Origin of the sequence: Actinomyces sp. oral taxon 169 (assembly GCF_013394715.1) — a bacterium.
Classification (GTDB): Bacteria; Actinomycetota; Actinomycetes; order Actinomycetales; family Actinomycetaceae; genus Actinomyces.
Genome location: NZ_CP058259.1, coordinates 2,517,135 through 2,542,726, shown reverse-complemented (window position 1 = coordinate 2,542,726; position 25,592 = coordinate 2,517,135). Strand labels below are relative to the sequence as shown.

Sequence of the window (25,592 nt, the reverse complement as noted above, 5' to 3'; positions counted from 1 at the left end):
GCCGTGGGGGTCGGGCTGGGATCAGGAGGCCGGCGACGGCGAGGCGATACCCAGGCGCCCGCCCAGCCAGTCGAGCTGGTCGGCCAGCGCCGGCCCCCACACGGCCCAGGTGTGGGCGCCGTCGTACTCGCGGGTGCTCACCGTCATCCCGGCCCTCGTGGCGGCCTCGGCCAGGACGGGCACGGCCCCGCGGTAGCTGGTGTCCTGGCGGCCCACCGACACGATGCCGGCGATGCCGTCGTAGCGGCCGGGTGGGGCGGAGGACATTAGGGAGAGCGGGTCGTTGGCCTCGTAGGCGGCACGGTCTCCTCCGAAGCCCTGGGAGATGGTGCGCTCCACGCTGCCCAGTGAGGGGTGCTCCTCGGCGCTGATCGCCAGGAAGGTGCGGTAGACGCCCGGTGAGCGGGTGACGACCTGCATCGCGCAGGTGCCCCCGTTGGACAGGCCGGCCACCGCCCAGTGGGCGGGGTCGTCGTCGACCTGCAGGTTCGCCCTGATCCAGGCCGGGACGTCCTTCTCCAGGTAGGTGGCCACCTTGCCGCCGGCCTCGGTGTCGGAGCACAGGGGATTGGTATACGGGCTGCCCAGGAGGTCGGCGACGACGACTACCGGGGCCAGGCCGTGGTGGGCGGCCGCGTAGGCGTCCATCGTGTCCTTCAGGTTCCCGAGCTCGAACCAGTCCGACGGGCTTCCCGGCTGCCCGGTGAGCAGGACGAGGACCGGCAGGGCCGGGCGCTGTGAGCCCAGGTAGGCCGGCGGCAGGTAGATGAAGGCCCCTCTCGGCGTGAAGCCCTTCGTTCCGGACTGGTCACCGGCCGGGATGTCGGCGGTGACCGCCTCACCGTGGGCGGGCATGTCCGACGGAGGCCTCCAGGTCTCCTCCAGCGTCCCGCCGCCGCGCACGGGTGCCGGTGACCGGGCCGCGGCGCCCTGCAGACGGTTGAGCGGCGTGGTCGCCACCCCGTAGCCCAGGACCGACGCCAGGGTGGGGTAGGAGGCGAAGAAGGTGTTGATGGCCAGCAGGGAGGAGGCCACCACGGCCACGAGGCTGGAGGCGGACTCCGTGGCGCGCACCAGGCGGCGGTTGCGTGAACGCACCGCCCGGTGACGTCCCTCGGTGCGGTTGCCGGTGACCAGCTGGGCGATGACGAGGCCGATGACGCCCACCCAGGTCCACACGAACCAGCCGACGCCGTCGGCGACGGGATGCCAGATGACGTCCACGGCCAGCCAGAAGGTCACCGCGCTCACTGCTGCCACAGCGGGCACGACGAGCTGGCGATGCCAGGGCAGGTAGCGGGTGCGCCGCCACCACAGCCAGGCGATGACCACCGTGGCCACGACCACGCAGACCGCCCCCAGCCAGGGCTGGAGGATGTGGACGGCCTTGAGAGCGCCCACGACGCCGCCCGACGCCTGCGCCTCGGCAGTGCTGCTGGCAGTGGCGGCGTCGGCGGTGGGCGCGCCAGCACCGCTGATCTCAGTCACGGTTCATCAGCACATGGGCGAAGCGCGCCGTCTGGGAGGGCTTGAGACCAGGCAGGTAGGCCCGGGCGATGGCGATCCCGACCGTGGGCAGGTCCACCACGTCGGGAACCGCCAGGTACATGGGCACGGAGCGCGGCTTGAACTTGCGCTTGTAGGCGTGCAGGGAGCCGAACCCGTAGGCCGGCTCTAGCACGGAGGCCAACAGGTTCAGGAGTGGGTCGAAGCGTGAGGAGGCATCGCCGTCGGCCGGTGCGGAGCGCGACAGTGGTGCCCCGGACAGGGATAGGATCTCCAGCCCCTCGGCCTGAGCGTCCTGGGCGGCGCGCCCGATGAGGTACTCCATGACGGGGCGGAAGCCGCCCTCGCGGCGTCGCATGAAGTCCAGGGTCAGGCCGATGACGCGCCCGTCGCGGTAGACCGGCAGCCAGGAGGTGACGCCCTGGACGGTGCCCTCGGCGTCCACGGCCAGCAGCAGGCGCGTCTCGGCGTCGTCGAGCTCGGCCAGACCGCCCAGGGTGAAGCCCATCTCCGGCAGCGGCTTGTCACTGGCCCAGGCCTGCGAGATGGCCCGGATCTGGTCGCGCCGGCCGGCCGGGCAGTCGCGGAAGGTGGTCCACACCGCCTCGATGCCCTCCTTGTTGGCGTGGTTGAGGGCGGTGCGCACGTCCTGATAGGCCTTGCCGCGGAAGGCCAGGTCCGGCAGGTCCAGGACGGCCTCCTCAGCCACCTGCATGATCGTCCAGCCCATGGCACGGGCGGCCTCCATCGCCGGGGCGTGCACCGAGTACAGGGCCGGGATGAGTCCGGCGTCGGTGGCGAAGTCGGCGAAGTCGCGCACCGCCTGGGCCACGTCGGCGTCGTCGGCGGCGGGGTCCCCGACCGTCAGGGCGACGTCGCGGCTGGGCCGGTAGGAGAAGCCGGCCGTGCCCGCCTCGTTGACCCAGGCCTCGTTGCCCTGCCAGGTGAGCATCCACCCCAGGGTCCCGGCGCCGCGACTGCGCACCAGCTCGACGAGCTCCTCGCGGTCGGAGATCCGGGTGCGGGCGGGAGCGGACTGGGCCAGCCACACCCACAGGATCGTCAGAAGCCACACTAGGACCGGAACCCACGCGGTGAGCAGGTAGGCCAGGGGGGTCAGGGGCTCGACGATCAGGCTCATGATGCCGCCGGTGCTGATGGGCAGCAGGTAGGACACGTAGGTCTCCAGCAGGGCGGGCCAGGTCGCGTAGGGGGTGAAGTCATGAGACATGAGCAGGCCCCCGGCGACGGTCAGGGCCGCCCCGCCCAGGAGGGTCAGGATCCAGGCGACGACGGCGCGGCGAATGACGCCGGGGCGCGATCCCAGGGTGAAGCGCCTCCTGGTCCACACCACCAGGCTGATGACCACGATGTTGAGCAGCAGCGGCACCAGCAGGTGCCCCGAGCGCAGCCAGCTGTGCAGGAGCTGGGTCGTGGTGGGACCGGACTCGGCCTCCTGCTCGCCGATCTTCTCCACCAGGGCGAACAGGGCCGCGCACGCCCCCAGGAATACTTGCAGGGCGATGGTGCCGCAGACCGCTGAGCGACGCCCTCGGCGCAGGCCGTCGGCCAGGACCAGCTGCAGGAGCGCCGGCATGCACATCAGGAGCTGCTCGACGGGGTAGATGACGGCGTCCTTGGGCAGGATGGCGGGGGTCAGCCCGTAGCGGGCGTCAGCCAGGGGGCCGGCGGCGTTACTCACGACCGCCAGGGCGCAGCTCACGGCCCAGCAGGCCACCAGGAAGGCCACGAGCTCGCGCTCCACGCGCCGGGGCAGCTCCTGGGAGGGGGCCGTCTGCTGCCCGCGCTCCAGGATGATGCCCATGATGAGGCCGATGACGCCGGCTCCCAGGCGGGCCAGGGCGCCCACGGTTCCGGTCACGGCGGCCGAGACGATGAGGACGGCGAAGGCAGCCAGGCGCGTGCGCCGTCGCCAGGACGGGCGCATGACGCTGGTGGAGGCCGCCACCAGGCCGGCGATGGGCAGGCTGATGCCCTGAATCGGGGCGTGGATGAGGTAGGGGGACCAGGCGTCCCACACGCGGCCGATGAGGGGGTAGAGCGCCTGGGCCAGGACGATGCCTCCGGCGCAGGAGACGACGGCGGTGGCCAGCCACCGTCGCGTGCCCAGGAGCCGCTCCAGCAGCACGCCGATGGACAGCAGCACGAGGCTTCCGGTCACCGGCAGCAGGTGGCCGGGGACCGCCCAGGCGGTCAGTAGGGTCCACACCCGCTGGGGCTGGTGGATGTAGGCGGACAGGACGATCTGTCCCCGGGGTCCCCAGGGCAGCAGGAGGATGCCGATGATGAGAGTCAGTGCGGCACCGGTGGTCGCGGCCGGCGCCGGGGCCAGCCAGGCGCGCGTGGCCCGCCAGGCTCGGTGCGCGTAGGCGCTCAGGTGCGAGGGCTCAGACGCGGGGGCCGCCGGCGCCGATGACGGCGATGGTGCGGGCGATGGGGTGGAGGAGGGCACCGGCGAGGGCGCGAGCTCGGATGCGTCCGGGGGAGATGTGGTGGACGAGGCCGACGGCATGAACGCTCCTCAGCGGTAGGTGATGGGAGGCTGGTGATGCGATAGGGGATGGTCGGGGCTCCCCGCCGGGAGCCGACCAGCCGACATTCTTATCCACTTCCCGGGCATCCTCATCCACCTCCAGGTGGATGCGACCATGAGACCGGTCTCTCCAAGAATCGGGGATAACCCTAGGAGATAACCTCGATCTAGCCGTGTTCTCGCGGTTTTCTCCCTGTGAGTGGGCTGATGTGATGGGGTGACGGCCCGCCCCTCGTTGCCGTCATGAGATAGTCTGCCGTGTGCTGGCGGTCGTGACAGGATGGCTGGGCACTGTGTTCGTGGGTGACTCGACTGTGAGCCGTCCACGCGCGTGCTCACCTGTGCTGGGGGCCATCGCGGAGCAGGACGACGAGGAAAGGCGGCCCCATCCATGGCCATGTACGAGCTCGACGGCAACCACCTCCTGCCCGTGCGCCTGGGTCGCTCCGCTGATGCCATCACACTGTCTCACAGTCTGGTCGCCATCCAGCGTCAGATCGTCGATGTCCTGCGCCGCCCGCTCTTCCCCCTGTCATGGGAGGAGCTCGAGACCGGGGCGAGCCTGACTGCCCTGGACGCCACCGGGCAGGTCGTCGTCGTCGAGGTCCTGGAGAGAGTCGACTCCACGGGGCTGCTGGCCGCCATGTCGCGTCTGACCCAGGCCGCCACCGCGGGCCGCCGTGAGATCGCCAGCAGGTACGCCGGCGGGCTGGGGGCCTTCAGCCAGGACTGGAACGAGTTCCGCGAGGCGATGCCCGCCCAGGTCGAGGCCGGGCCGAGGCTGACGATCCTGAGCGCCTCCCTGGAGCCCGACGTCGTCGGAGGTCTGGGAGTGCTGGCCTCCTCCGGGCTGGAGATCCACGAGGTGGACGTGCGCATCGTGGACGAGTCCCGCATCGTCGTCGTGGTGGAGAAGATCTCCGGGATGGACGTGGCCGCCGGGGGACCGCTGCTCGTGGCCCGCGCGCCCCGCCCAGCCCTGGCCGGTTCCGCCTCCTCCGGCTCGAACGGTTCACGGGGCATGGACGCCACTGAGCAGGCCGAGCACATGAGTCCGGTCACCGGCCCCATCGAGATCGTCATGTCCGCCGAACCGGTGACCGCTCCCGAGGCCGGGGGCGTTGATGATGCCAGTGCCGCGATCCCGGCGGGAGCCTTCGCCGCGACGGGTGCCGCCGATGCGCTCTCCGAGCTGTTCGAACCGGTGGCCGTCACCGCCGAGCAGCCCCAGGTGCATACCCTCTCGGCCCAGGGCGGGGACGAGGCCCCGTCCGAGGACCCCGAGGAGGCCGGCGGCGCCCAGCCTGCCGAGCAGGCCGTGCCCGAACCGGATGAGGGGGCTGCCGACGCCCTTGACGGTCCCGTCGACGACGCCCCTGGTGACGCCGCCGATGGCTCCGTGACCGATGCCGACCGCGGTGCCGAGGCCGAGCACGAGGCTGAGCACAAGGCTGAGCACCGTGCCGAGGCTGAGCCGGAGGTCTCGAAGAGCCGGCCCGAGCCGGGCTCGGAAAGCTCCGACGGCGCCCCTCAGGCGCCCGCCGCCGAGTCCGCGGCCGGCCCCGGCGACTCCAGCCACCCCGACCATGCCGCCGGTCACCACGTCGCCGCCGGCAGTGCCAGCAGCGTCGGTCAGGACCTGGCCGACATCCTCAGCGGTGACACCGTGACTGTTCCCGCCGTCGTCGACCTGGACGAGGAGCCCGCCGTCGCCGAGGCCGGTCACCCGGGCGGACCCGACTCCACCGATGGATCCAGCGCCGAGGAGCGGGCTGTCGCCGCCCTGGCCGGAGGCGTGGACATCCTCGGCGGGAGCAGCCTGTCCGGGGGGAGTGGTTCAGCGGCCTCGGCCGGCGAAGCCCCGAGCCCGGCCGGTTCGCGCACCCGCATGGGACGGCGCTCGCGGGCGGCGCACTCTCAGCCCGACGCCTCCTCGGCTGCGCCCGCCGCGCAGGCCTGGTCCACGGTCGCCCCCAACGAGTCCCGCACAGAGGCGCCCACCGGTGCGGTGCCCCTCGTGTCCTGGGAGCCGCTGCGCGGCTCGGCCGACGGGCTCGACCCGGTGGCCGAGGCGCTGGGCGGCGACCCCTCCAAGTCCCTCCAGGTCCAGGAGACTGCGGAGCTGGCGGCCGTGGCGGCCTCGCTGGGCAAACCGACCCAGATCGTCTGGCAGCGGCTGCGCCGAGGCATCTACCACGAGGCGATCCTGTCGGTGGAGGGGGTCATCACCCTGTCCGACGGGCGCTCCTTCACCGACCCGACGTCGGCCGCCAACGCCGCCCAGGCCGTCACCGACGCCGACGGCTGGCGCGTGTGGCGCGTAGGGGTGCACGGCGCCCACCTGGGGGACCTGCGCGACGACCTGGCCGACCGCGGCTTCTGAAATCCCCCTGGCCCCGATCCTGGCTGTCCGGTCGGCTCGTCCGTGTGGTTGGTCCCCTTACGTCGTAGGTCGTAAACGCCCTGACATCCTCCGCCCGTAGAGGAGAGCCGCCCGATGCCGCGAGGCTGGAGGCGGCTCGCGGCTTTCCCGATCACGCGGGCCGGGGAGATGACTATGAACGCGACGCGCAACGTGATGCGCAGAGCCAAGGCCCTGGTTGTGCTGGTCCTGTTGGCCTCGTTGTCCCTACTGGCTGCCTGCGGCTCGACGTCGTCGTCGGCTGGCCTGCCGCGGCGTGAGCCTCCGTCCGGGGAGCATCAGCTGACGGCCGAGGACGTCAACGCCTGGTTGGATGGGAAGCTGCCCGATGCCCTCAAGAACGGAGACATCCCCGGCGCCGTGGTGACCGTGGTCAAGGACGGTCAGGTGGTGACCACCCGCGGTTATGGGTGGTCCGATACGGGTGCTTCGGGTGGGAATCCGGTGGCCGTGGACCCGCAGAAGTCCCTGTTCCGGGTGGCCTCGATCTCCAAGATCCCGACCTCCATCTCGGCGATGCAGCTGGTGGAGCAGGGCAAGGTGGATCTCGATGCCGATATCAGCGCCTACCTGGACTTCGAGATTGAGCGGCGTTTCGATGAGCCTCTGACTCTGCGCCATTTGCTGACCCACTCGGCGGGCTTCGAGGAGAGGTGGAAAGTTGTCCCGACGACGGACCTGGAGGCCTACGTCAAGAATGATCCGCCGGCTCAGGTCTTCGCGCCGGGCACTACCCCGGCCTACTCCAACTACGGCATGGCCCTGGCCGGCTACATTGTGCAGCGGGTGAGTGGTCAGCCTTTTGAGACCTATGTGCGTGAGCACGTCCTGGAGCCGGCGGGCATGACCTCCTCCACCTATGAGCAGCCCCTGCCCAAGGATATGGCCGACTTGCTGGGCCCCGGCTATACGTCCACGGGTGAGGAGGTTCCCTTCGAGCTCATGGGTGACTTCCCTGCCGGTTCGCTGACTGTCTCGGCCCCGGACTTCGCCGCCTTCATGAACGCTCAGCTGAGTCGCTCGCCGAAGCTGTTGCGTGAGGAGACCTGGGAGCAGATGTGGTCTCCTGGGCTGGGGGAGGAGCGGCTCGGCAACCGCGCCAAGGCCGGGGAGATGGGTCTGGGCTACTTCGAGCTTATTCGTAACGGCCGGCGTATCGTCGAGCACAGCGGCGACCTTACGTCGGGCTGGCACTCCAAGTTCGAGCTCTACCCCGAGGAGAACACCGGCATCTTCATTTCCTACAACGGTCAGGGCAACGAGTCGTCGAGCAGCCTGCGTGAGGACCTGGCTCAGGGCTTCGCCGACCGCTACTTCCCCGGAGACGCGGTCAAGGCATCCGGTAGTAAGGACTCCGCCGACCGCGCCCGTCAGGTAGCCGGCTCCTATGTGGTTAGCAGAAGCTTCTGGGCCACCTTCCCGACAGCCTGGGTACCTGTTCTTGGCTCGGCGACGATTGAGCATGCGGGTGACGGGAAACTCATTTTCAACGGAGATCTCGTGCCTAATAAATCTCCGTATGTTGAGGTCGAGCCGTGGGTCTGGCGCCAGGTCGACGGTGCCGGGGTCATTGCCGCGCAGGTTGAGGACGGCAAGGTCGTCAGCCTGAGTCCGGGACCGGCTTACACCCTGCTTCCTACCACGCCGGTTCAGCAGGCGCTTGCTCCCGTGTTCGGCATCTGCCTGGTCCTGCTGCTGGTGGCCACGGTGGCCTGGCCGATCGGGGCGCTGCGACGACGTCGGGCCCTCAAGCGGGGCCAGGAGGTCGGCGCTCCGGCGTCGTGGCTGACTCGAGTGGCGCGGGGCGGCGGGGCCGTGGCGCTGGCCGCCCAGTTCACCTGGATCGGGCTGCTGCTCGTCATTATGGCTAATTCAACGACTTTTACCGACGGTTCCTTCACCTGGCTGATCCCGGTGGCACGATGCGCCCAGGTCCTTCAGGCCCTGGGGGTGGTGGCCGTCATCCCTGCAGCCGTCGACCTCGTGATGTCCCTGAGGCGCCGGGCGGGCTGGCGGAGGATCACCATGTCGTCCGTTCTCCTGACGGCACTGGTGGCACTGGCCTGGTGGGCCTGGGCCGGCAACGCCCTGGTACCCAGGCTCGGACTGTGACCGGGGACGTCGAGGTCGGTGTCCGTCGATGACAATGCAACCATGAGCCTGTCCGATCCCACCAGCCCGGTCTCGATCCGGCGCAACGATGTGCTGCTGGCCCTCGCTTTCGCGGTGGTCCAGCCAACGGCGGTGCTTCTCGCGAGTAGCTCGGTGCCGGCTCACCTTTGGCCGTGGTTCGCCGCGACGGCTGTTCCGCTTGCGGCCGAGGGATTGGCGCTTGTGCTGTGGCGCAGTCGCCCCCTGGTCTGCCAGGCGCTGGTCTGGTCGGCGGAGGCGGTGACATTGCTGTTGCTTCCGGCAACTTACGTCGCCAGCGGCTACGGCCAGCTCGTGGTGTCCTTCGGCATGGGGATGCGGTTTCCTCTGCGCCGAACGGCGGCTGCCCTGACCGCGCTGTCCCTGGCCTACTCGGCGGTCGACAACTGGCGAGACCCGCCCAATCAGTGGGAGCTGGCCATGACAAGAGTGCTGGTGAACCTGGCGGCCTGCCTGCTACCGATGCTGGGCGGGGCGGCGCTGGCCAGCAGCCGCAGGTACGAGCACTCCCGTCAGGAGCTCCTCAGGCGCGAGCACGGCCGGCAGCTGGAGGTGGCCCTCATCCAGGAGCGCCGCCGCCTGGCCGGCGAGCTGCACGACGTCGCCGCCCATCACCTGGCCGGGATCGTCGTGCAGGCGGCCGCGCTCGAGCGACTGATCGACCGCGACCCGCAGACGGCCAGGGACGCGGCTCAGCAGCTGCGCCGACAGGCCAAGGAGACCCTTTCCGGGCTCCGCTCCGTGGTGGGCCTGCTGCGCAGTGACGAGGAGGTCGAGGAGTCCACACCCGGACTGCGCGACCTGCCCGAGTTGGTGGCCTCCACCCGGGCGCTCGGCGTCGACATTGACCTGTTCGACGATGGCCTTCTGGGTGACGAGCCGGGTGGTGCGACCACCCGCAGCACCTCCAGCGGTGCGCCCTCCAGAGATACCGCCGCGTGCATACCGGTCCTGTCGCAGCGGGCCGACACCGCCGTCTTCCGGGTGGCGCAGCAGGCGATCAGCAACGCCCTGCAGCACGCTCCGGGAGCCCCGATCACGGTGGAGGTGAGACGTCTGGAGGCCGCCCTTGAGCTGAGCGTGCTCAACGGCCCGGCCCGCCGACTGCCGACCGACCCCGGTGGTGGCGGTACGGGCCTGACGGTCATGCGGGAACGGGCCGACGCCGTTGGCAGCTCTCTCCACGCCGGCCCGGTGGAGGGCGGCGGCTGGCGGGTACGGTTGGTCCTGCCGTTGGCCCGGGAGGAGGACGCGTGATCGGGGTGGTGCTGGTGGATGACCAGGCGGTGATTCGCGCCGGTTTCCGTATCCTGCTGGAGGAGAACGAGGACATCACGGTGGTGGGCGAGGCCTCCGGCGGCAGGGAGGCGGTGCGCGTGGTGCGCGCGACCCGGCCCGACGTCGTGTGCATGGACCTGCGGATGTCCGAGGGGGACGGCCTGACGTCCACGCGCCAGATCGTCGCCGAACGCCAGGACAGCGGCCCGGCGGTCCTGGTCGTCACTACCTTCGACATGGACGCCGACGTCTTCGGCGCGCTGGAGGCCGGGGCGGACGGCTTCATCCTCAAGGACTGCGAGCCCGAGGAGCTGGTCGATGCCGTGCGCCGCCTGGCCTCCGGCTACGGCCTGGTGGACCAGAGCGTCACCCGCCGGGTGATCGCCGAGTTCGCCCGCCGCCAGGGCCGGGTCGAGAACCGGGAGGCGCTCGGTGTGCTCACCGAGCGGGAGCGCGAGGTCGTCCAGCTCCTGGCCAGCGGCATGTCGAACGCGGAGATCGCCGCCGAGCTCATCGTCGAGACCAGCACGGTCAAGTCGCACCTGACGCGGATCCTGCCCAAGATCGGCGCCCGCGACCGGGTCCAGGCCGTCGTGTGGGCCTTCCGCAACGGGCTGGTCTGAGGTGCCGGCCGTCGTCGGACCGGATCAGCGCAGCACGTAGGCGGCCATCCAGCGGCGCATGGCGGAGAAGACCTGTTCGCGCACGGGCGGCTCGGACAGAGTGAGGTCATGGACGCCGCCGGGGAAGCGGGCGATGGTCACCAGCTTGCCGAGCATGACGGCGCGGCGGGCGGTGGCGTCGGCGTCGATGATCGTGTCCGCGCTGCGTGACTCCGGAGTCCAGGTCACTCCGAGCCGGGTGGAGGCCGCGCCCATGGACAGCACCGGGCAGCGGATGTCCAGGCCCTGGGTGACGCGGTTGTGGCCCTCCATGACGGCCTGGAGCCAGCCGACACGTACGGGCGCGGAGGGCTTGATCGACCAGGCGGGGTTGATGTCCCAGCCGGTCACGTAGGGGTCGTCGGCCCAGGCGGGATCGGGCAGCTCGCCGTCGCGCTCGGGGAGCCAGCCGTCGGTGATGGAGAAGACTCGCGCCGGGTCGACCCAGCCGTCGAGGATCGACATGCGCGGGTCGCGCAGCGCCAGGGTGCGCAGAACCGGGTCGCCGACGGTGCGCACGAGTTCGGAGCCCTGGAGCGAGAGCCAGGCGGAATTCAGGACCAGGGCGCGCAGGGCCCCCGGGTGGCGGTCGGCCCACAGGGAGGCGATGAGCCCGCCCGTGGAGTGACCCGACAGGACGAGCTCGGTCTCCCAACCCTGATCGGCGCGGATGGCCGACAGGGCCCGTCCCAGGTCCTCGTCGTACTCGGCCAGCGAGGTGCACCAGCCCAGCATCTGGCCCTCGCGCCAGGAGCGGCCGTAGCGGCGCAGGTCCAGGGCATAGAAGGCCCCGCCCAGGCGGGAGATCTCGCGGGCCAGGTGGGTCTGGAAGAAATAGTCGTTCCAGCCGTGCAGGTAGAGGTAGATGAAGGTGGGGGTGGTGGGGGTGCCCGGCAGGGCGCCGGGGTCAAGGGCCGGCAGGTGGCGCACCAGGGTGGCGACGGCGCCGTCGTCCTCGTCGTCGGGCAGCAGCTCCAGGGTGCGGGCCTCGAAGCCCGGACCCAGGAAGTCCGGCCCCCAGGCGTCCACCGGCGCGTGCTCGGTCGTTGCGTTCACGCCCCCATGATGGCACCGCTCGCCGTGAGGGGGTGCCGCGACGGAACTCTCACTCACCAACCAGAACTTCACAAACGACCCGGAGCCGCGTCGTTTGTGAAGTTTCGGTCGAAGTGAGGCGGGGTCGGTGAGGCGGGGTGGGGTGCAGCGGGGCCAGCAAGGTGGGGGCCGGTGAGGCGACCGGTGTCAGCCGGCGTGCTGGCCGATGAAGCGGAGGATCGTCTCCTCGAGCTGGCGGCCGTGGCCGGTGATGAGGTGGCCGCCGGTGGGGAAGATCGCCGTCGTCAGCTCCAGGTAGCGGTGCATGGAGGACTGCACGTGCCCCGCCGGGGGAGCGAAGGGCGCTACTCGGTCGTCCCGGGCGTGCAGGAGCAGGACGGGTGGCTTGAGCTCCTCGATCGGATAGTCCTCGAAGTGCACCGCCATGTCCCGGTTGGTGATCGAGGCGTCGATGTCCGCCCCTGTCCTGCGTTCGGACAGAGGGAGCATGCCGTGGATGGTCCGGGGATCCATGCCCAGGACGGGGCCGAAGAATGGCGAGAGCAGCCACATGATCCAGTCATGATTCATGATCGCCGGCGGCCCCATGCGCCCAGGCGGCGTCGCGGGCCGGGACGGCCAGGGCGCGGCCGAGCTCAAGAGAATGAGTCCTGAGACGCGCTCGGGGTGGTCCAGGGCGAAGCGGATGGCGGGGGTGCCGCCGGCCGACGCTCCCAGGACGAATACCCGTTCGATCCCCAGACGGTCGAGCATCTCGGCGAAGACGGCGGCCTGGTCAGCCGGCGAGCCGTCGCCTCGCACGGCGCTGCCGGGATAGCCGAAGCGCGACGGCGCGATGACCCGGCAGTGCTCGGACAGGCTCCCGACGCTGTCGAGCGCCTGGTCGTATCCGCCGTACAGCCCGTGAACCGACAGGATCGTCTCGCAGCCGGAGCCGGAGTCGGGGCCGCTGCCGTAGCCTCCTCCCGACGGCTGTGGCCCACAGTCGACGTAGGCGACCTCGCCGTGACTGAGGGCCATCCTTCGCACCGGAAGGGCGAGCAGCCGTGCGCGGGCTGCGGCGCGGGCGCGGCTGAGACCGAGGGCCTGAGCCGCGCCGCAGATGACGATCCCGGCGCCGAGGAGTCCCGCGGCGAGCAGTGCGCGTCTCATGGCAGACCCCCTCAGGCCTCCGGCGGCGTGTGTGCACTCGTTGCGTTCACGCCCCCATGATGGCACCGCCCGCTGGGAGGGCGTCACGACCGAACTCTCACTCACCAACCAAAACTTCACAAACGACCCGGAGCCGCGTCATTTCTGAAGTTTCTGTCGAAGTGAGGCGGGTGGGGTGCAGTTGCGGCGGCACATCAATGGTGGGAGGGCTACTCGGTGGGCCGCTGACGAAACGGGCCTCGGCATCGCCCCCGGCGACTGCCTTTGGCATCCTCCTCCTGGGCGTCTGCGCCATGACTGCCTACGACCTCCTGGCCGCCTGAGCCAGGGGCGGGAGCTTCTCCCACCGAGCCTGCAGTGACCTGCGCAGACAACCCCTACGACGTCGTCGAGCGGTAGGCAGGCGCCGTGCTGGGGCACCTTCGTTGGCTCCGGCGCGGGCGAGTTCATACGCGCCGCCACCATCACTGCGGGCGTTCCTGTTCATCGGCTGCGCCATGCCGTGTCTGTCCTTCCCACCGCCAGTGAGATCTGACTGCGACTCATCGAGTCAGTCTTGAGCGAGGTCTTTCGCCCGCACCCTGTCATTGAATGAGGAACTATATCTATGAAGCGGGGGTCTGCATCTGAAGTGGGTGACCGGAAGGATTGAGTTCGGAAAATTGATGGTTCCTACAAACATCACCTCTAGATATGTGCGTATTCCCGAACTTTCAGATCGGTCGTCAAGCGCATGCTGCAAGGCTCCTGCTGTGGGTAACGTAAAGACATTCTAGAGCCTGTGTTAGGGGGGACCTATGATTGATGGTAATGAATTTCGCGTCCTGATTCCCAAATACAATAATGCAGACGTATTATTAGATAGGACGGAGTCCATAAAGTGGAGTAATCCCGAGAGTGGTTACATTAGGGGTCAGTTCAGAGATGGTGGCGCTTTTGGATATCGACACCCAAAAGCACGCTTCCTTAAAAGGGTCACAGGTTTTCGTGCTCTAAGACCGACCGAGCGGATTAAGGCAAGAGGAGAGGTGTGGCGCCCGCCGCTGGCAATTGCAACTTTCACCGATGTCTACGATGGGTCGTATTCCATAGTTCGATTCTATCGCGACAACATGGTGATAGGGGCAAGCTATCTGTATCGTCCTGACGACCTCACACTGCTAGTATCGTCCGCATCCACGGGAGGCGGCGCTGGCGTCTTTGAGTACTGGAAAGAAACCGCACGCATGCTGGCTGCCGATGATCCAACTCGTCCAGCATTTGAGTCGATTAAGTACGCCCATCCGGGCAGTGCGTTGTCTGCATACATGGAGGGAGTCAACTTTCAAGTATCGGAAACTCCGTCACCAGTAATTCTACCGTTTCAGAGCAACGAGGATCAGAAGGTAGCGGTAGAGAGAGCGCTTTCTCATCGAGTCAGTGTTATTGATGGACCTCCCGGGACTGGAAAAACGGAGACCATACTGAATATCATCGCTAACATTCTGATGAGTCCTGGGGCGACGGTCGGAGTCCTGTCTTTCGGTAACGCTGCCGTTGAGAATGTCAAGGACAAACTTGATGAAGCCGGGTATGGATTTGTGGCAGCTCGGGTGGGAAATGACAAATGTGTCACCTCCTTCATCGCCGAACAAGAGGCTCGTGCACGTGGTATCGCTCGTTGGTTGAGCTACGCGTCTGTGAACGGTTCCGTGCAGTCTTCTGGAAGTCAGGAGATGGATTACTTGAAGCACATGGAGGAGCGGCTGCTTGGAGTCTGGAAATCCTCCCGAGAGCTTGCTAAGGTGCGAAGTAAGATCGAAGAATACTCCTTGGAAGCCGCTCATCTGGAGCGTCGAGCCGAAAGTAGCATTCTCCCTGATTTAAGTGAGCTGCCTCTACTACGAAAGAGTTCTCGGCGTATCCTTGACTATTTGGCTGAAACTACTGTGTGCCCGGATCTTCCTGAAGGCATTAAGGGGGTCATTCCACGTGTTCGCAGGTACTTCAAGTACGGCAGAACGAAGGGCGTGGATGCGAGCGACGCCGATACTATCCTTGGTTTGGAAAGGGCATTCTATGCCAAACGGATTGAGGAGTTAAAACAAGAAGAGAGACGTTGGCGGAGTGAGGTCGGCAATCGTGGTTCCGAGGAAGTGAGAGCCCAGTATCAGAAGGCTTCTCGCTCGCTTTTGGATCTTGTTCTGCGTCAACGCTACTTAAATAGCGTGCGTCCTAAATTCGATAAAAAGGAAAACACGATACAGAAACGAACGTCGGAGTTTCTATCAGAGTATCCGGTGGTGCTTACGACCTGCCATTCGATTCGAAGAAACCTGCCGGAAAGGCATCTTCTAGACTGGGTGATTATTGACGAGGCGACTCAGGTGAACTTGCATGCAGCTGTTTTGGCAATGAGCAAGGCGAGAAATGTTGTGGTAGTGGGGGATCTTAAGCAGCTCGGACCGATTATTGACCAAAGACTGAAGGACGCTGCGATTCCCCCTCCGCATCCCGTATACGATGTTACTGAGCACTCGATTCTCTCATCCGTCACCGAGCTCTACGGGCAAATACTTCCTCGAACGATGCTGCGTGAGCACTACCGCTGCGCACCTGAGATCATCGAGTTCTGCAATAAAATGTTCTACAACAGTGAGCTGATAGCCATGAAGGCCAAAAGTTCGGATGATCCATGGCCCACCTTGATGGTTCGCAAGACGCCGCCAGGAAATCACATGCGAACTTTGCATCGGGCTCTCGCTAAAGGCACGTACAGTCAACGGGAGATCGATACTGTCGAGGAGCTCATGGGTGGCGTCGTTGAAGGTGTAGACTTTAGGGGATTGCTCGGAGGTGAAGAATCGGGAAGCGACTACATGTTAGGCATCGCAACTCCCTACAGGCTTCAGGCGGACAGGCTCGGCGAGGCGATTTACAGTACAGATGACCTCCTTGAGACGAGCGTTAAGAGTGAGACGATACATAAATTTCAGGGACGCGGGGCTAAGGCGATGATTCTCAGTACGGTTGTTGACGAATCTCGCGTTGGTCATATGAAGTTGAGGTTCGTCGACGATCCGAGAATGGTCAACGTAGCCGTTTCTCGGGCTAAGGAGAAGTTTATTCTGGTAACCAATCATGATGAGGTTCCTCGAAGCAAGATTATCAAAGCGCTCATCGACTATGTTAGGTTTCAGAATCCAAGTCAAGTGACTGAGAGTGGGGTGCTCTCGGTGTTTGACCTCCTCTATAAAGAATACTCTGAACGACTAAACGAATTTGCTTCGCGGGTTCATGGAGATAGTAGGTACAAGTCCGAGAACATCGTGTGGACTCTTCTGAATGACATTCTTGCTGAGCCTGCTTATGGGCTTCTGGAGGTAGTTTCGCAAGTGAGGCTTCGTGACTTGCTCCCCAACCTTGACAGGTTGAATGAGCGACAGAAAAAGTTTGCCTGTTCTGTGTCGGCCATCGATTTTGCCGTATATCACAAGGTAAGTAGGCGAATGCTGCTTGCGGTTGAGGTCAATGGGACAAGGTTTCATGAAGACAGCCCTGAGCAGCAGGTGCGAGATGAATTGAAAGCGCAGATAGTTGGTATCTATGGCGCTGACATGCTTGTTCTGAGAACCAATGACAGCAACATTGAATCGAAGGTGAGAGATAGGCTTGATCGGGTTCTGATGCTGGAGGAGCGACGGCACTGAGTTTTGGTTGCAGGTGCTGAGCGCGCTCTGTATTGATGGAGGGGTAAATTGGCTGCGTGCGATCAGTATCGAAGATCTCATGCCGGCGGTATTTCCTGAATACGGCCGTCGACTTATACTCTCGTGTTGTGGGTGCGGAGGGCGTTATCTTTGAGTAGGAGTGGAAAGTGCTGCGCTTCGGGGTCGAAAGATGAAGATCTGTGAGGGTAGTTCGATCGCTTACACGCCTCTCATCCGGTCCTCGGTAACGCGTACCTTTGCTTGATCGCCGGAGGCACTCTCGATGAGAGCATCGGGCGTCGTGCTTCCTGGATGAGTCAGGCTCCTTCACCGTGATGGCGGGAGTCCTTGAATCGTTGGGAGGCACTGAGGGCTCGCCTTGGGCGGCGAGGCCTGAGAGACTGAGCGCATGCGAATCGCCATCGGTGCCCCGGGCAATGGAGCCCTTCTGAAGGACGCTCTTGAGGAACGACTGGTCGAGGACGGGCGCGTGAGCGACGTCCTCGACCTGTCCACACCGGAGATCACCTACCCGGAGGTCTCCTTCCAGGTCGCCCGGGCAGTCGCCGAGGGGCGGGTCGACCGAGGGCTTCTCATCTGTGGCACCGGCGTGGGAACGGCCATCGCGGCCAACAAGGTGCCGGGGGTGCGCGCGGCGACCGCACACGACCTGCTCACCGTGCGCGGCTCGGTGGAGAACTACGACGCCCAGATTCTGTGCATGGGGCAGAACGTCATCGCGGCCCCCGCCGCCTGGGCGCTCATCGACATCTGGCTCGACCTGCGCCACGACCCCACCAGCAGCTACGGCCCCAAGGTCGGCGAGATCGCCGCCTACGAGGCGCGTCTCCACTCCTGACGGCTGCCCCGTCGAGCAGACGGGTGCCCATGGCGCTGTCCGCAGCCTCTACATGCGTGGCCCCTATCGGAACCTCATCGAGGTCGCTGTCTACGGGAGTGCCTGAGAGCCGCCCAGGTGCTGCAAGAGGCAACCGTGTCCAAATCGGATACAAACGAGTCCAAGGTTCGGCATAGTCGCTGACTGAACCGCGGAATCACGCGGTTTCTTTCTGCGCGTCCGAACTGGGGCGAGCCTTTGTATCCGATTTGGACACCGCCCAGCACATCGTGGCCGGTCGCGCTGCGCGTGGGGTCGCGCTGCGCGTGGCGCCGCGACGACCTGCGTGAGGAACCTCGCGCAAACTTGCATTGAGTGCAAGTCTGCACTGAGTGCAAGATGGTGGCGTGACCGGAACCGACCTGCGCGCCACCCAGGCGCAACGCACCCGCGCCGCCATCCGCGCCGCCGCGCTCACCCTGACCCGGGAGCGCGGCTACGCCGCGATGACGGTCGATGATGTCGCCGCCCTCGCCGGAGTCTCCCGGCGCACTGTCTTCAACCACTTCGCCTCCAAGGCCGACCTCCTCGTCGTCGGCCTGGAGCCACCGGCACCCGAGGTTGTCGAGGCCTTCGTCAACGGCTCTGGAAGCCTCCTGGAGGACCTTGGAGTCCTGCTCGCCTCCGGTGCCGAGTCCGTCGAGTCCGAGCGCGGCTGGCTTCTGTCCTTCCCGGAGGTCGTGCGGGACAACCCCGAGGTGGAGCGCGCCGTCCACGAGCGGCTGCGCATCGTCGCCCAGTCCTTGACGGAGGCCGCCGGCCGCCGCCTGGGAGCCGAGTCCGACGACCCGCGCACCCGCGCCGTCGTCGCCCTGGCCATGGCTATTCAGCGCAGCTCCCTGGACCTGTGGTGCGGGCGCTCCCACCCCTGGGAGGAGCGCCGCGAGATGGCGGCGCGCACCGAGAGCACCGAGCTCACCGAGCCCGCCAGGGCCTCCGAGGGCCCTTCGACCGTCGAGGTCTCAGGCCAGTGCTCCCAGGTCCCCTTAGTCGATGCCGTCCGCACCATGGTTGAGGCGATCTCCGAGGTGGTCACCCCGCCGCGCTCCGATGCCTCAGCCGCCACCGCTGCCGGTGACCCGACACCGTCGAGCTCGCCGCCTAGCCATGCGGGCGGCCCGCCTCGTTCTTCTCGCACCTGACTGAACCAACTGTTTCCATCCTTTTCCATCCTTCGCCCTCAATCGACAAGGCCACACTGATGACTCAACGCACTTCGACGCCGGCCTCCGCCGGCACCGCCCTCCACGAACCGGGGGCGGAGTTCCACCCCGACCGCCGCTTCTGGGCGGTCTACGCCTCGCTCCTGATCGTCATGTTCCTGTCTGCCATGGACCAGACGATCGTCGGCACGGCCCTGCCCACCATCGTGGGCGATCTCGGCGGCGCCGCCCACATGGCCTGGATCCTGACCGCCTACACCCTGGCCATCACCGTGGCCATGCCGGTCTACGGCAAGCTCGGCGACCTCGTGGGGCGCAAGAACCTCTTCCTGGTGGCCATCGCCCTGTTCCTGATCGGCTCGGCCCTGTGCGGCACCGCCGACTCCATGACCCAGCTCATCATCTACCGCTTCATCCAGGGGCTGGGCGGCGGCGGCCTCATGATCTCCTCCCAGGCGATCACCGGCGACCTCATCCCGCCGCGCGTGCGCGGCACCTACATGGCCCCCATGGGAGCCATGTTCGGCATCGCCTCCATCCTGGGGCCCATCATCGGCGGCTGGCTCACCGACTCGGTCTCCTGGCGCTGGACCTTCTGGATCAACCTGCCGCTGGGCGTCCTGGCCTTCATCGCCATCTTCCTGGTGCTGCGCCTGCCCAGCAGCCGCCTGACCAGCCCCATCGACTGGTGGGGGCTCGGACTCATGAACGCCGGCGCCATCGCCATCGTCCTCATGGCCACCTGGGGCGGCAACCAGTACGAGTGGACCAGCCCGGTCATCATCGGCCTGGGCGTGGTCGGCCTGGTCTGCTGGGGGCTGTTCGGCTTCGTCGAGACGCGCGCCACCGACCCCATCCTGCCCTGGACGATCCTCACCAGCCGCACCTTCATCGTCTCCACGCTCGTCGGCATGCTCGCGATGGGCGGCATGATCGGTGTGCTGAGCTACCTGCCCACCTACCTCCAGATGGTCTACGGCTACTCGGCCACCACCTCCGGCCTGCTCCTGGTGCCCATCACCATCGGGATGCTCGTCTCCTCGATCCTCTCCGGCGTGCTCGTCTCACGCACCGACCGCTACAAGATCTACCCGGTGGCGGGGCCCCTGGTCGCCGCCGGCGCCGCCTTCTGGCTCTCCCGCCTGTCGACGACGTCGCCCGTCTGGCAGATCTCCGCGGCCACCTTCCTCATGGGGGCGGGCATCGGGCTGTTCTTCCAGCTCCTGGTCACCGTGGTGCAGAACGCCCTCCCGGCCAAGCACTTGGGCACGGCCACCAGCGGCAACAACTTCTTCCGCGAGGTCGGCGTCTCCCTGGGTGCCTCGCTCATCGGCGCCGCCTTCTCCTCCGGCCTGACCTCCAACCTCACTGATCGGATCGGGGCGCTGGCCCGCAGTGCGGACCCGGCCGTCCTGGGGGAACTGGCCCAGTTCAAGGACGCCGACACCTCCTCGCTCACGCCCACCCTGGTCAACCAGCTGCCCGACGCCCTGCACGACGCCGTGGCCGGCTCCTACGCCGACGCCCTCCTGCCGATCTTCGGCTGGATGATCCCGCTGTTCGTGGCGACCTCCGTCGTCGCCCTCTTCCTGCCCGAGGTGCCCCTGTCCCAGAAGACGGCCATGGAGCAGGTCGCTGAGGCTGAGGCCGAGGCCGAGGATGAGCTCAGTGGGCCGATGGCGCCACAGGACCCGGACTCGGCGCCGCAGCAGGCGGAGCGGGAATCGACGGAGCCGGCGATGGCGGCTGACGCAGAGTGATGGGCGGCCCGGTGGCCGGGCGCCCGCCTCAGCCCGCCGGGAACCGGTAGCGGTAGATCCTGCTTCCCCGCGCGTAGTAGAGACTGCCGTCGGCGCCGAGGGTCAGGGAGTTGACGTAGACCTTTCCTTGAGGGGTGGTGGCGAAGTCGGCGATGACGGTGCCCTCATCCTGCAGGGACGTGCTCAGGGCTCGCAGGCGCCCCGCCATGATCCCGTAGAGCACGCCGTCACGCTCTATCAGCTGACTGCGGTTGGCGTCGGCGTAGCCCTGCCTGGTCAGCGCCCGGCTGCGTCCGATCGTGAAGTCGGCCGGGCTCATGGCGAAGACGTGCATGCCGGTGGTCCCGTACACGGTGCCGTCGCTGCCCAGGGTCAGGGCCGTGATGGAACGCTGGTCCTTGAACGGCGTCATCACGCGGGTCACCTTCCGCGTCTTCAGGTCGAACTCGAAGAGCCTGGGCGCGCTCGCCTCCGTCTGGTCGGGGTTCATGCCGTTGCCGCTCGCACTGGTCCCCACGTACAGCTTGCCCTGGTGGTGGACGATCGACAGCGGCCGGCGGTCGCTCAACAAGCCCCTCAGCGACGGATCCGCATAGCTGATCGTGTCCAGCGGGTAGGTATCGATCTTGTTGTGCGCGGCGTCGTAGATGGACAGCGCCCCGGAGCCGGGCTTGTTCTTGGGCGAGGCACCGACGGCGAACTCGTCGTCATTGATCGGCACGATGGCGTACGGCCGCGCCTGGCGGGCATCAGGCGTGATCCTCACCGACTGGTGATTCTCCAGCATCGGCCCGGAGGCCCCCATCTCGTACCTGACCAGCTCGCCACTGGGGTAGATGCCCGTGACGAACCACTTGCTGCTGTGCCCAAAGCCCTCGACCTGACCCAGCGGCGCCTGGGGCAGGCTGTACTGCGTCTTGTCCACCTGCGCGTTGGGGGTGGTGCGAAGGAGCATCGGGGCGGTCATGTACCAGGAGGCGTAGAGGTCTCCGCCGGGGACTGCCGTCAGGGACTGGATGTCGCGAGGTGACCCCTGGATCGCGTTGCCTCCGTTCGCGTCCTGGGGAAGGCCTGTCGCGCTGCCGTCGGAGGCGTGGACGATGGCGATGCTGGCGTCGTCCTTGCCCGCTGAGATGAAGTGCTCGTGCGTCGCCCAGCTCGACTGGCTCGGCCTGGCCGTGGAGACCAGTCCTTGGGCCAGCGTCCGTGAGGTGTTGGTCCGTGGGTCGTACTCCTGGAGCGTCGGTGTGTTGTGGCTCTGGACGGTGTAGTAGACCTTCTCAGCCTCGCCGGGGCGGGTGACGACCTGGCTGGACCAGGTGTCCACCTCAAGCGCCTTGCCGTCCTTCATCTTCTGCGCCCCGGTGGCCGGGTCCAGGACGCAGGTTCCCCCGCAGGTCGGCCGGACGCCGCCCGGGACATTCGTGCCGACGTACAGGTTGCCGGCCTTGACCTGCAGCCGTTCGAGGTGGGAGAGGCCGGCGGTGACGTGACTGGGCACCGCCAGCTTGGTGGCGGCGTTGGTGGAGGTGTTGATCCGGACGATGGAGGGGTTCTTCGTACCTGTCCCGGCGTAGAGGAACCCGTTGTCGTAAGCGAGGCTGCGCACGTCGCTCTCTCCTGCCTGAACTCCTCCCGGCAGCAGGTCGGTCCACTGGCCCCGTCCCTGGTTGGCGGAGGGGTCGTATCGCAGGATGTGGCCGCCGTGATTGCTCTGCGTGGCCACATAGACCCGGTCGTGCTCGTCGACGGCGACGTCCCAGAGGAACGTGCTGTAGGCGGCGACCTGTTCGTAGCCGGGCCGGGACGGATCGCTCAGATTCGTGGCTTTCTGTCCCTCGGGGGCGTCCGGATCGATCTCGAAGAGCTGTCCGCCGCCGCTGGCGAGCATGACGTGCCGGTTCGACAACGTGGCGAACTCCCAGGGCTGCACGTCGGTGTTCTCCGGGACGAGCCGCTCGCGCGACCTCAGCGTGCGGGTATTGAGGTCCACGACGTGCAGCAGGCCGCCGTTGCCGCCGGCCACGACGATGCCGACGGGGGTGCCGTCACTCAGGACGGTGGTTCCGATGCTCGGCACGCTGGGGTCGGGTGGCGGCGTAGTGGGCAGGGCCTCCTCCCGGCCTCCCGGGTCGAGGGCGACGGCGGGTGCGGTGATGGACAGGGACAGGGCAAGGGCGGTGGCGAGTGCGCCCCACAGGGTGAGGATGGTTGTCCTGGCTGACTGCTTCATCGCTGTTCTCGCCTTGTGTCGGAGGAAGGGGACTGTGCGTGCCGCCGTCCGACGGGCTGAGCCCGTCGGAGCGGATGGAACCGCCTGGCCATTGTTCACCGGGGGAGAGATGACGGGTGGCGAAACCAACCGTGAAGTTGATCGATAAATCACTGTGAGGATGCTGGTCGAGGTGCTCTGGTGGTCCTGAGCGTTCTCGTGGGTCGAGTCTGGTGCGCCGCCGGGCTCTGCGGATGAGAGGATGGCCTGGTGATGGAACAGATCATCAGGCGACCGCCCCCGGCAGTGCTGCTGGCGATGGCGGGCGCGGCGCAGGGCGCCATGGCTCGTGGTCGGACAGTGACGCCCGCGTCGGTGGCGGCGGCCACCGCCGTCGTCGGAGGCTCGCTGTGCCTGCTTGCCGGAAGTGCGGGTAACTTTCTTCGCCACCGCACCACGGTCGACCCAGTGAGGGTCGAGCGGGCCCAGCACCTCGTTGTGGACGGCCCCAACCGGCTGACGCGCAATCCCATGTACCTGGGCCTGACGGGCCTGCTGCTCTCGCACGCGATCGCGCGCAGGAGCCCGTCCGCGTTGATCCCGCTGGCCGGCTTCGTCTGGCTCATCGACCGCCACCAGATCCCGGCCGAGGAGAAGGCTCTGGAGGAGAGGTTCGGGCAGGACTACCTCGACTACAAGGAGGCCGTTCCCCGCTGGCTGGGTGTGCCGTGCGCTCGAGGGTACTGTCAGGCGCGCTGCCGGCGCTGAGGGTGTGCGGCGCATGAGGGTGGGGTGACCTGAATCGCGCGGTCGGCCGGAATGATCCGACGGAGCGCGTAGTTGAAGGTTGTATGAAAGCATTCGGGTTTCTCAGCTTCGGACACTATGGACACGGTCGCGGCCCTGGCGACCCCGACGCTGGCCAGGCGCTCAAGGAGGCCGTCGAGATCGCCGTCGGCGCTGACGAGATCGGCGTCAACGGCGCCTACTGGCGCGTCCACCACTACGCCCGCCAGGCCGCCGCCCCCATCCCGCTGCTCTCCGCGGCCGGCGCCCTTACCCGGCGCATCGAGGTCGGCACCGGCGTCATCGACATGCGCTATGAGAACCCGCTCTACCTGGCTGAGGAGGTCGCTGCCCTCGACCTGCTCACCGACCAGCGCATCGCCATCGGCATCTCCCGCGGCTCGCCGGAGCAGGCCCTCCGTGGCTGGGAGGCCTTCGGCTACACCGGCGGCGTCGACCCGCGCGGAGCCGACGTCGCCCACGCCCACACCGCCCAGTTCCTCGACGCCGTCCGGGGCGTCCCGCAGGCGGACCTCGACACCAGCGGTGGCATGGCACCCGGCGCCAGCTCCCGCCTGCGTATCGAGCCGCACGCCCCCGGCGTGGACCGCCGCCTGTGGTGGGGCGCCGGCTCGCGGGAGACCGCCGAGTGGACCGCCCGCCAGGGTCTGAACCTCATGAGCTCGACCCTCCTGACCGAGGCCACTGGCGAGGGCTTCTCCCACCTTCAGGCCGAGCAGATCCGCCGCTACCGCGAGGCGTGGAAGGAGGCCGGCCACAACTGGACCCCACGTGTGAGCGTCTCGCGCTCCATCTTCCCGATCGTCTCCGAGGTCGACCGGAAGTTCTTCGCGCTGCGCGGCGAGGACTCCCACGACCAGATCGGCGTCATCGACGGCCTGCAGTCGACCTTCGGGCGCACCTACGCCGCCGAGCCCGACGTCCTCATCGAGCAGCTCGCCCGCGACGAGGCGCTCCATGCCGCCGACACCCTCATGCTCACCATTCCCAGCCAGCTCGGCGTCGACTTCAACCTCCACATCCTGCAGGCCTTCGCAGAGCATGTCGCCCCGGCACTGGGTTGGCAGCCCAACACCGCCGGACCGGTGACGGGCTACTCCCTGGAGGTGTAGACCTCCGGCAGCGGTCACCGTCCCGTCTGGTCGCGATACGGTTCCGTCATGGAGGGCGCAGACGATCAGGCCCCGGTGGTCGTGCACGACCTCGTGATGCCACAGGAGGACGATGGGCCGGATCGCGAGGAGCTGCTGACGGAGCGGAACGCCCTGGTCGATCGGGTGAAGGAGCTGAGCCCGCTGCTGCGCGACATCCATCAGCCGGTCCTGGAGATAACGGCAGCGATCAACGACGTGAAGGCCCGCATCGACGAGATCGACGCGGAGCTGCTCGACCGTTCGGTGTCGGCGGCGGCGAAGCTGCTCGCGGACGTCGAGGAGCCGGTCGGCACCGCGGAGCGCCGCGAGGTGGTCGAGGCGAAGTGGAAGGTGTTGGACGTGGACCGCCGCCGGATGCTCGTGGACGAGCTGGTGACGGTGACCATCGAGCCCATCACGCCCGGTCACGTGAAATTCGACCCCGACCTGATTCGGATAGAGCCGCGTCGCGACTGACTCATGAGTCGACTCGTCATTGCAATGGTGAGTCGACTCGTGGGAGAATGGTTGCAGACAAGAAGATCCCACCGGGGCCGCGACTTAGAAGCGCGGGGTTCTGCTCCCGGATGAGTAGCCGGTCAAACAGCCCAATTACCGTGGCGGGGAACCGGAAGATACTCATGTCTGAGGACTTCCGATGTCTGTCGTTATCGACGTTCCCCGCGCATCCGCGCTCGACCGCCCTGGCCTCGATCAGGGCTCCACTCCTTCTCCGCAGGCAGACGGCCTTGATCCCGTCATCGCCGCCGCTCGTGCTGCTGGTCGTCTGGCCGGTGAACGCCTGGCTCGCACGCCCCTGACCCCGCGACAGCGCGCCGCGGTCGCCGCCGTGATGGGCGGTGGTCACTGATGAGCGCCAACTCCGCCGCCTTCGACCACGTGAACGGCTTCCGCTGGCGACAGGGCGACCCCTCCCTCGCCGAGTCCGAGGCACGTCTCTACGACCTCGGCGTGCTCCGCTCCGTGCTGGAGGAGTCCGTCGAGATCGCCGTCGCCGTCGCCGACGCCCGCGCTCCGTCGCGTGGCCTCGTGGGATCATTTTGGGTCTCATTTGGGGGTCAATAGGGGGTCATTTAGGCGCCGCACTCTCTCTGAGGCCCTCCGCGCTGTCCGCGGCGGGGGTGGTCG

General features: G+C 67.2%; 18 protein-coding genes. 13 read left to right on the top strand and 5 right to left on the bottom strand.

What is annotated here, in order from left to right; all coding sequences use genetic code 11:
• Positions 1 to 21 precede the first annotated feature (21 nt).
• Positions 22 to 1,488 (bottom strand): alpha/beta hydrolase family protein, encoded by a 1,467-nt coding sequence (locus HW274_RS10720; protein ID WP_081376191.1) that lies wholly within the window; start codon positions 1,486 to 1,488, stop codon positions 22 to 24.
• The gene (locus HW274_RS10715; protein WP_185988774.1) at positions 1,481 to 4,039 is read right to left on the bottom strand and encodes a bifunctional lysylphosphatidylglycerol flippase/synthetase MprF; all 2,559 of its coding nucleotides are present in this window, start codon (positions 4,037 to 4,039) and stop codon (positions 1,481 to 1,483) included. Before HW274_RS10715 ends, HW274_RS10720 begins: the two co-directional genes overlap by 8 nt.
• Positions 4,040 to 4,451: 412 nt before the next feature.
• Between HW274_RS10715 and HW274_RS10710 the strand changes: the two genes are divergently transcribed.
• The 4 genes from HW274_RS10710 to HW274_RS10695 all read left to right on the top strand — a co-directional run bounded on the left by HW274_RS10710 (position 4,452) and on the right by HW274_RS10695 (position 10,534).
• Positions 4,452 to 6,443, top strand: coding sequence for a hypothetical protein (locus tag HW274_RS10710; protein ID WP_185988773.1), 1,992 nt, complete (start codon positions 4,452 to 4,454; stop codon positions 6,441 to 6,443).
• 174 nt (positions 6,444 to 6,617) lie between these two features.
• Positions 6,618 to 8,594, top strand: coding sequence for a serine hydrolase (locus tag HW274_RS10705; protein WP_260679068.1), 1,977 nt, complete (start codon positions 6,618 to 6,620; stop codon positions 8,592 to 8,594).
• Between the two features lie 42 nt (positions 8,595 to 8,636).
• The gene (locus HW274_RS10700; protein WP_185988771.1) at positions 8,637 to 9,890 is read left to right on the top strand and encodes a sensor histidine kinase; all 1,254 of its coding nucleotides are present in this window, start codon (positions 8,637 to 8,639) and stop codon (positions 9,888 to 9,890) included.
• Positions 9,887 to 10,534: a response regulator transcription factor gene (locus HW274_RS10695; protein ID WP_185988770.1), complete on the top strand. Its 648-nt coding sequence runs from the start codon at positions 9,887 to 9,889 to the stop codon at positions 10,532 to 10,534. The genes HW274_RS10700 and HW274_RS10695 overlap by 4 nt, the downstream gene beginning before the upstream one ends.
• A gap of 24 nt (positions 10,535 to 10,558) precedes the next feature.
• Here the strand turns inward: HW274_RS10695 and HW274_RS10690 are convergent, their stop codons facing one another.
• Positions 10,559 to 11,629, bottom strand: a complete 1,071-nt coding sequence (locus tag HW274_RS10690; RefSeq protein WP_185988769.1) for an alpha/beta hydrolase — start codon at positions 11,627 to 11,629, stop codon at positions 10,559 to 10,561.
• 186 nt (positions 11,630 to 11,815) lie between these two features.
• Positions 11,816 to 12,781 (bottom strand): alpha/beta fold hydrolase, encoded by a 966-nt coding sequence (locus HW274_RS10685; RefSeq protein WP_185988768.1) that lies wholly within the window; start codon positions 12,779 to 12,781, stop codon positions 11,816 to 11,818.
• A gap of 797 nt (positions 12,782 to 13,578) precedes the next feature.
• On the opposite strand from HW274_RS10685, the gene HW274_RS10680 reads away from it, so the two are divergent.
• From HW274_RS10680 to HW274_RS10665, 4 genes are all read left to right on the top strand, one after another.
• Complete coding sequence (locus HW274_RS10680) at positions 13,579 to 16,470, top strand: AAA domain-containing protein (protein ID WP_185988767.1); 2,892 nt, start codon at positions 13,579 to 13,581, stop codon at positions 16,468 to 16,470.
• A gap of 409 nt (positions 16,471 to 16,879) precedes the next feature.
• Positions 16,880 to 17,329, top strand: a complete 450-nt coding sequence (locus HW274_RS10675) for an RpiB/LacA/LacB family sugar-phosphate isomerase (protein ID WP_185988766.1) — start codon at positions 16,880 to 16,882, stop codon at positions 17,327 to 17,329.
• Between the two features lie 386 nt (positions 17,330 to 17,715).
• Complete coding sequence (locus HW274_RS10670) at positions 17,716 to 18,510, top strand: TetR/AcrR family transcriptional regulator (RefSeq protein ID WP_260679067.1); 795 nt, start codon at positions 17,716 to 17,718, stop codon at positions 18,508 to 18,510.
• 59 nt (positions 18,511 to 18,569) lie between these two features.
• Complete coding sequence (locus HW274_RS10665) at positions 18,570 to 20,291, top strand: MDR family MFS transporter (protein ID WP_075253727.1); 1,722 nt, start codon at positions 18,570 to 18,572, stop codon at positions 20,289 to 20,291.
• A gap of 28 nt (positions 20,292 to 20,319) precedes the next feature.
• Here HW274_RS10665 and HW274_RS10660 read toward each other — a convergent pair whose 3' ends face one another.
• Positions 20,320 to 22,524, bottom strand: coding sequence for a hypothetical protein (locus HW274_RS10660; RefSeq protein WP_185988765.1), 2,205 nt, complete (start codon positions 22,522 to 22,524; stop codon positions 20,320 to 20,322).
• A 252-nt stretch (positions 22,525 to 22,776) separates the two neighbouring features.
• Between HW274_RS10660 and HW274_RS10655 the strand changes: the two genes are divergently transcribed.
• The 5 genes from HW274_RS10655 (at position 22,777) to HW274_RS10635 (ending at position 25,529) form a co-directional block, all read left to right on the top strand.
• Entirely contained in the window at positions 22,777 to 23,271 is a 495-nt protein-coding gene (locus tag HW274_RS10655; protein ID WP_185988764.1) for an isoprenylcysteine carboxylmethyltransferase family protein, read from the top strand.
• 83 nt (positions 23,272 to 23,354) lie between these two features.
• A complete protein-coding gene (locus tag HW274_RS10650) occupies positions 23,355 to 24,422 on the top strand; it encodes an LLM class flavin-dependent oxidoreductase (RefSeq protein ID WP_185988763.1) in 1,068 nt (355 codons plus the stop codon).
• Between the two features lie 48 nt (positions 24,423 to 24,470).
• Positions 24,471 to 24,920 carry a hypothetical protein gene (locus tag HW274_RS10645; RefSeq protein ID WP_260679066.1) on the top strand — a complete coding sequence of 150 codons (450 nt, stop codon included), beginning with the start codon at positions 24,471 to 24,473 and terminating at the stop codon, positions 24,918 to 24,920.
• A 181-nt stretch (positions 24,921 to 25,101) separates the two neighbouring features.
• Positions 25,102 to 25,314, top strand: a complete 213-nt coding sequence (locus HW274_RS10640) for a hypothetical protein (protein WP_003780572.1) — start codon at positions 25,102 to 25,104, stop codon at positions 25,312 to 25,314.
• Entirely contained in the window at positions 25,314 to 25,529 is a 216-nt protein-coding gene (locus tag HW274_RS10635; RefSeq protein WP_060957359.1) for a hypothetical protein, read from the top strand. The genes HW274_RS10640 and HW274_RS10635 overlap by 1 nt, the downstream gene beginning before the upstream one ends.
• Positions 25,530 to 25,592: the final 63 nt, after the last annotated feature.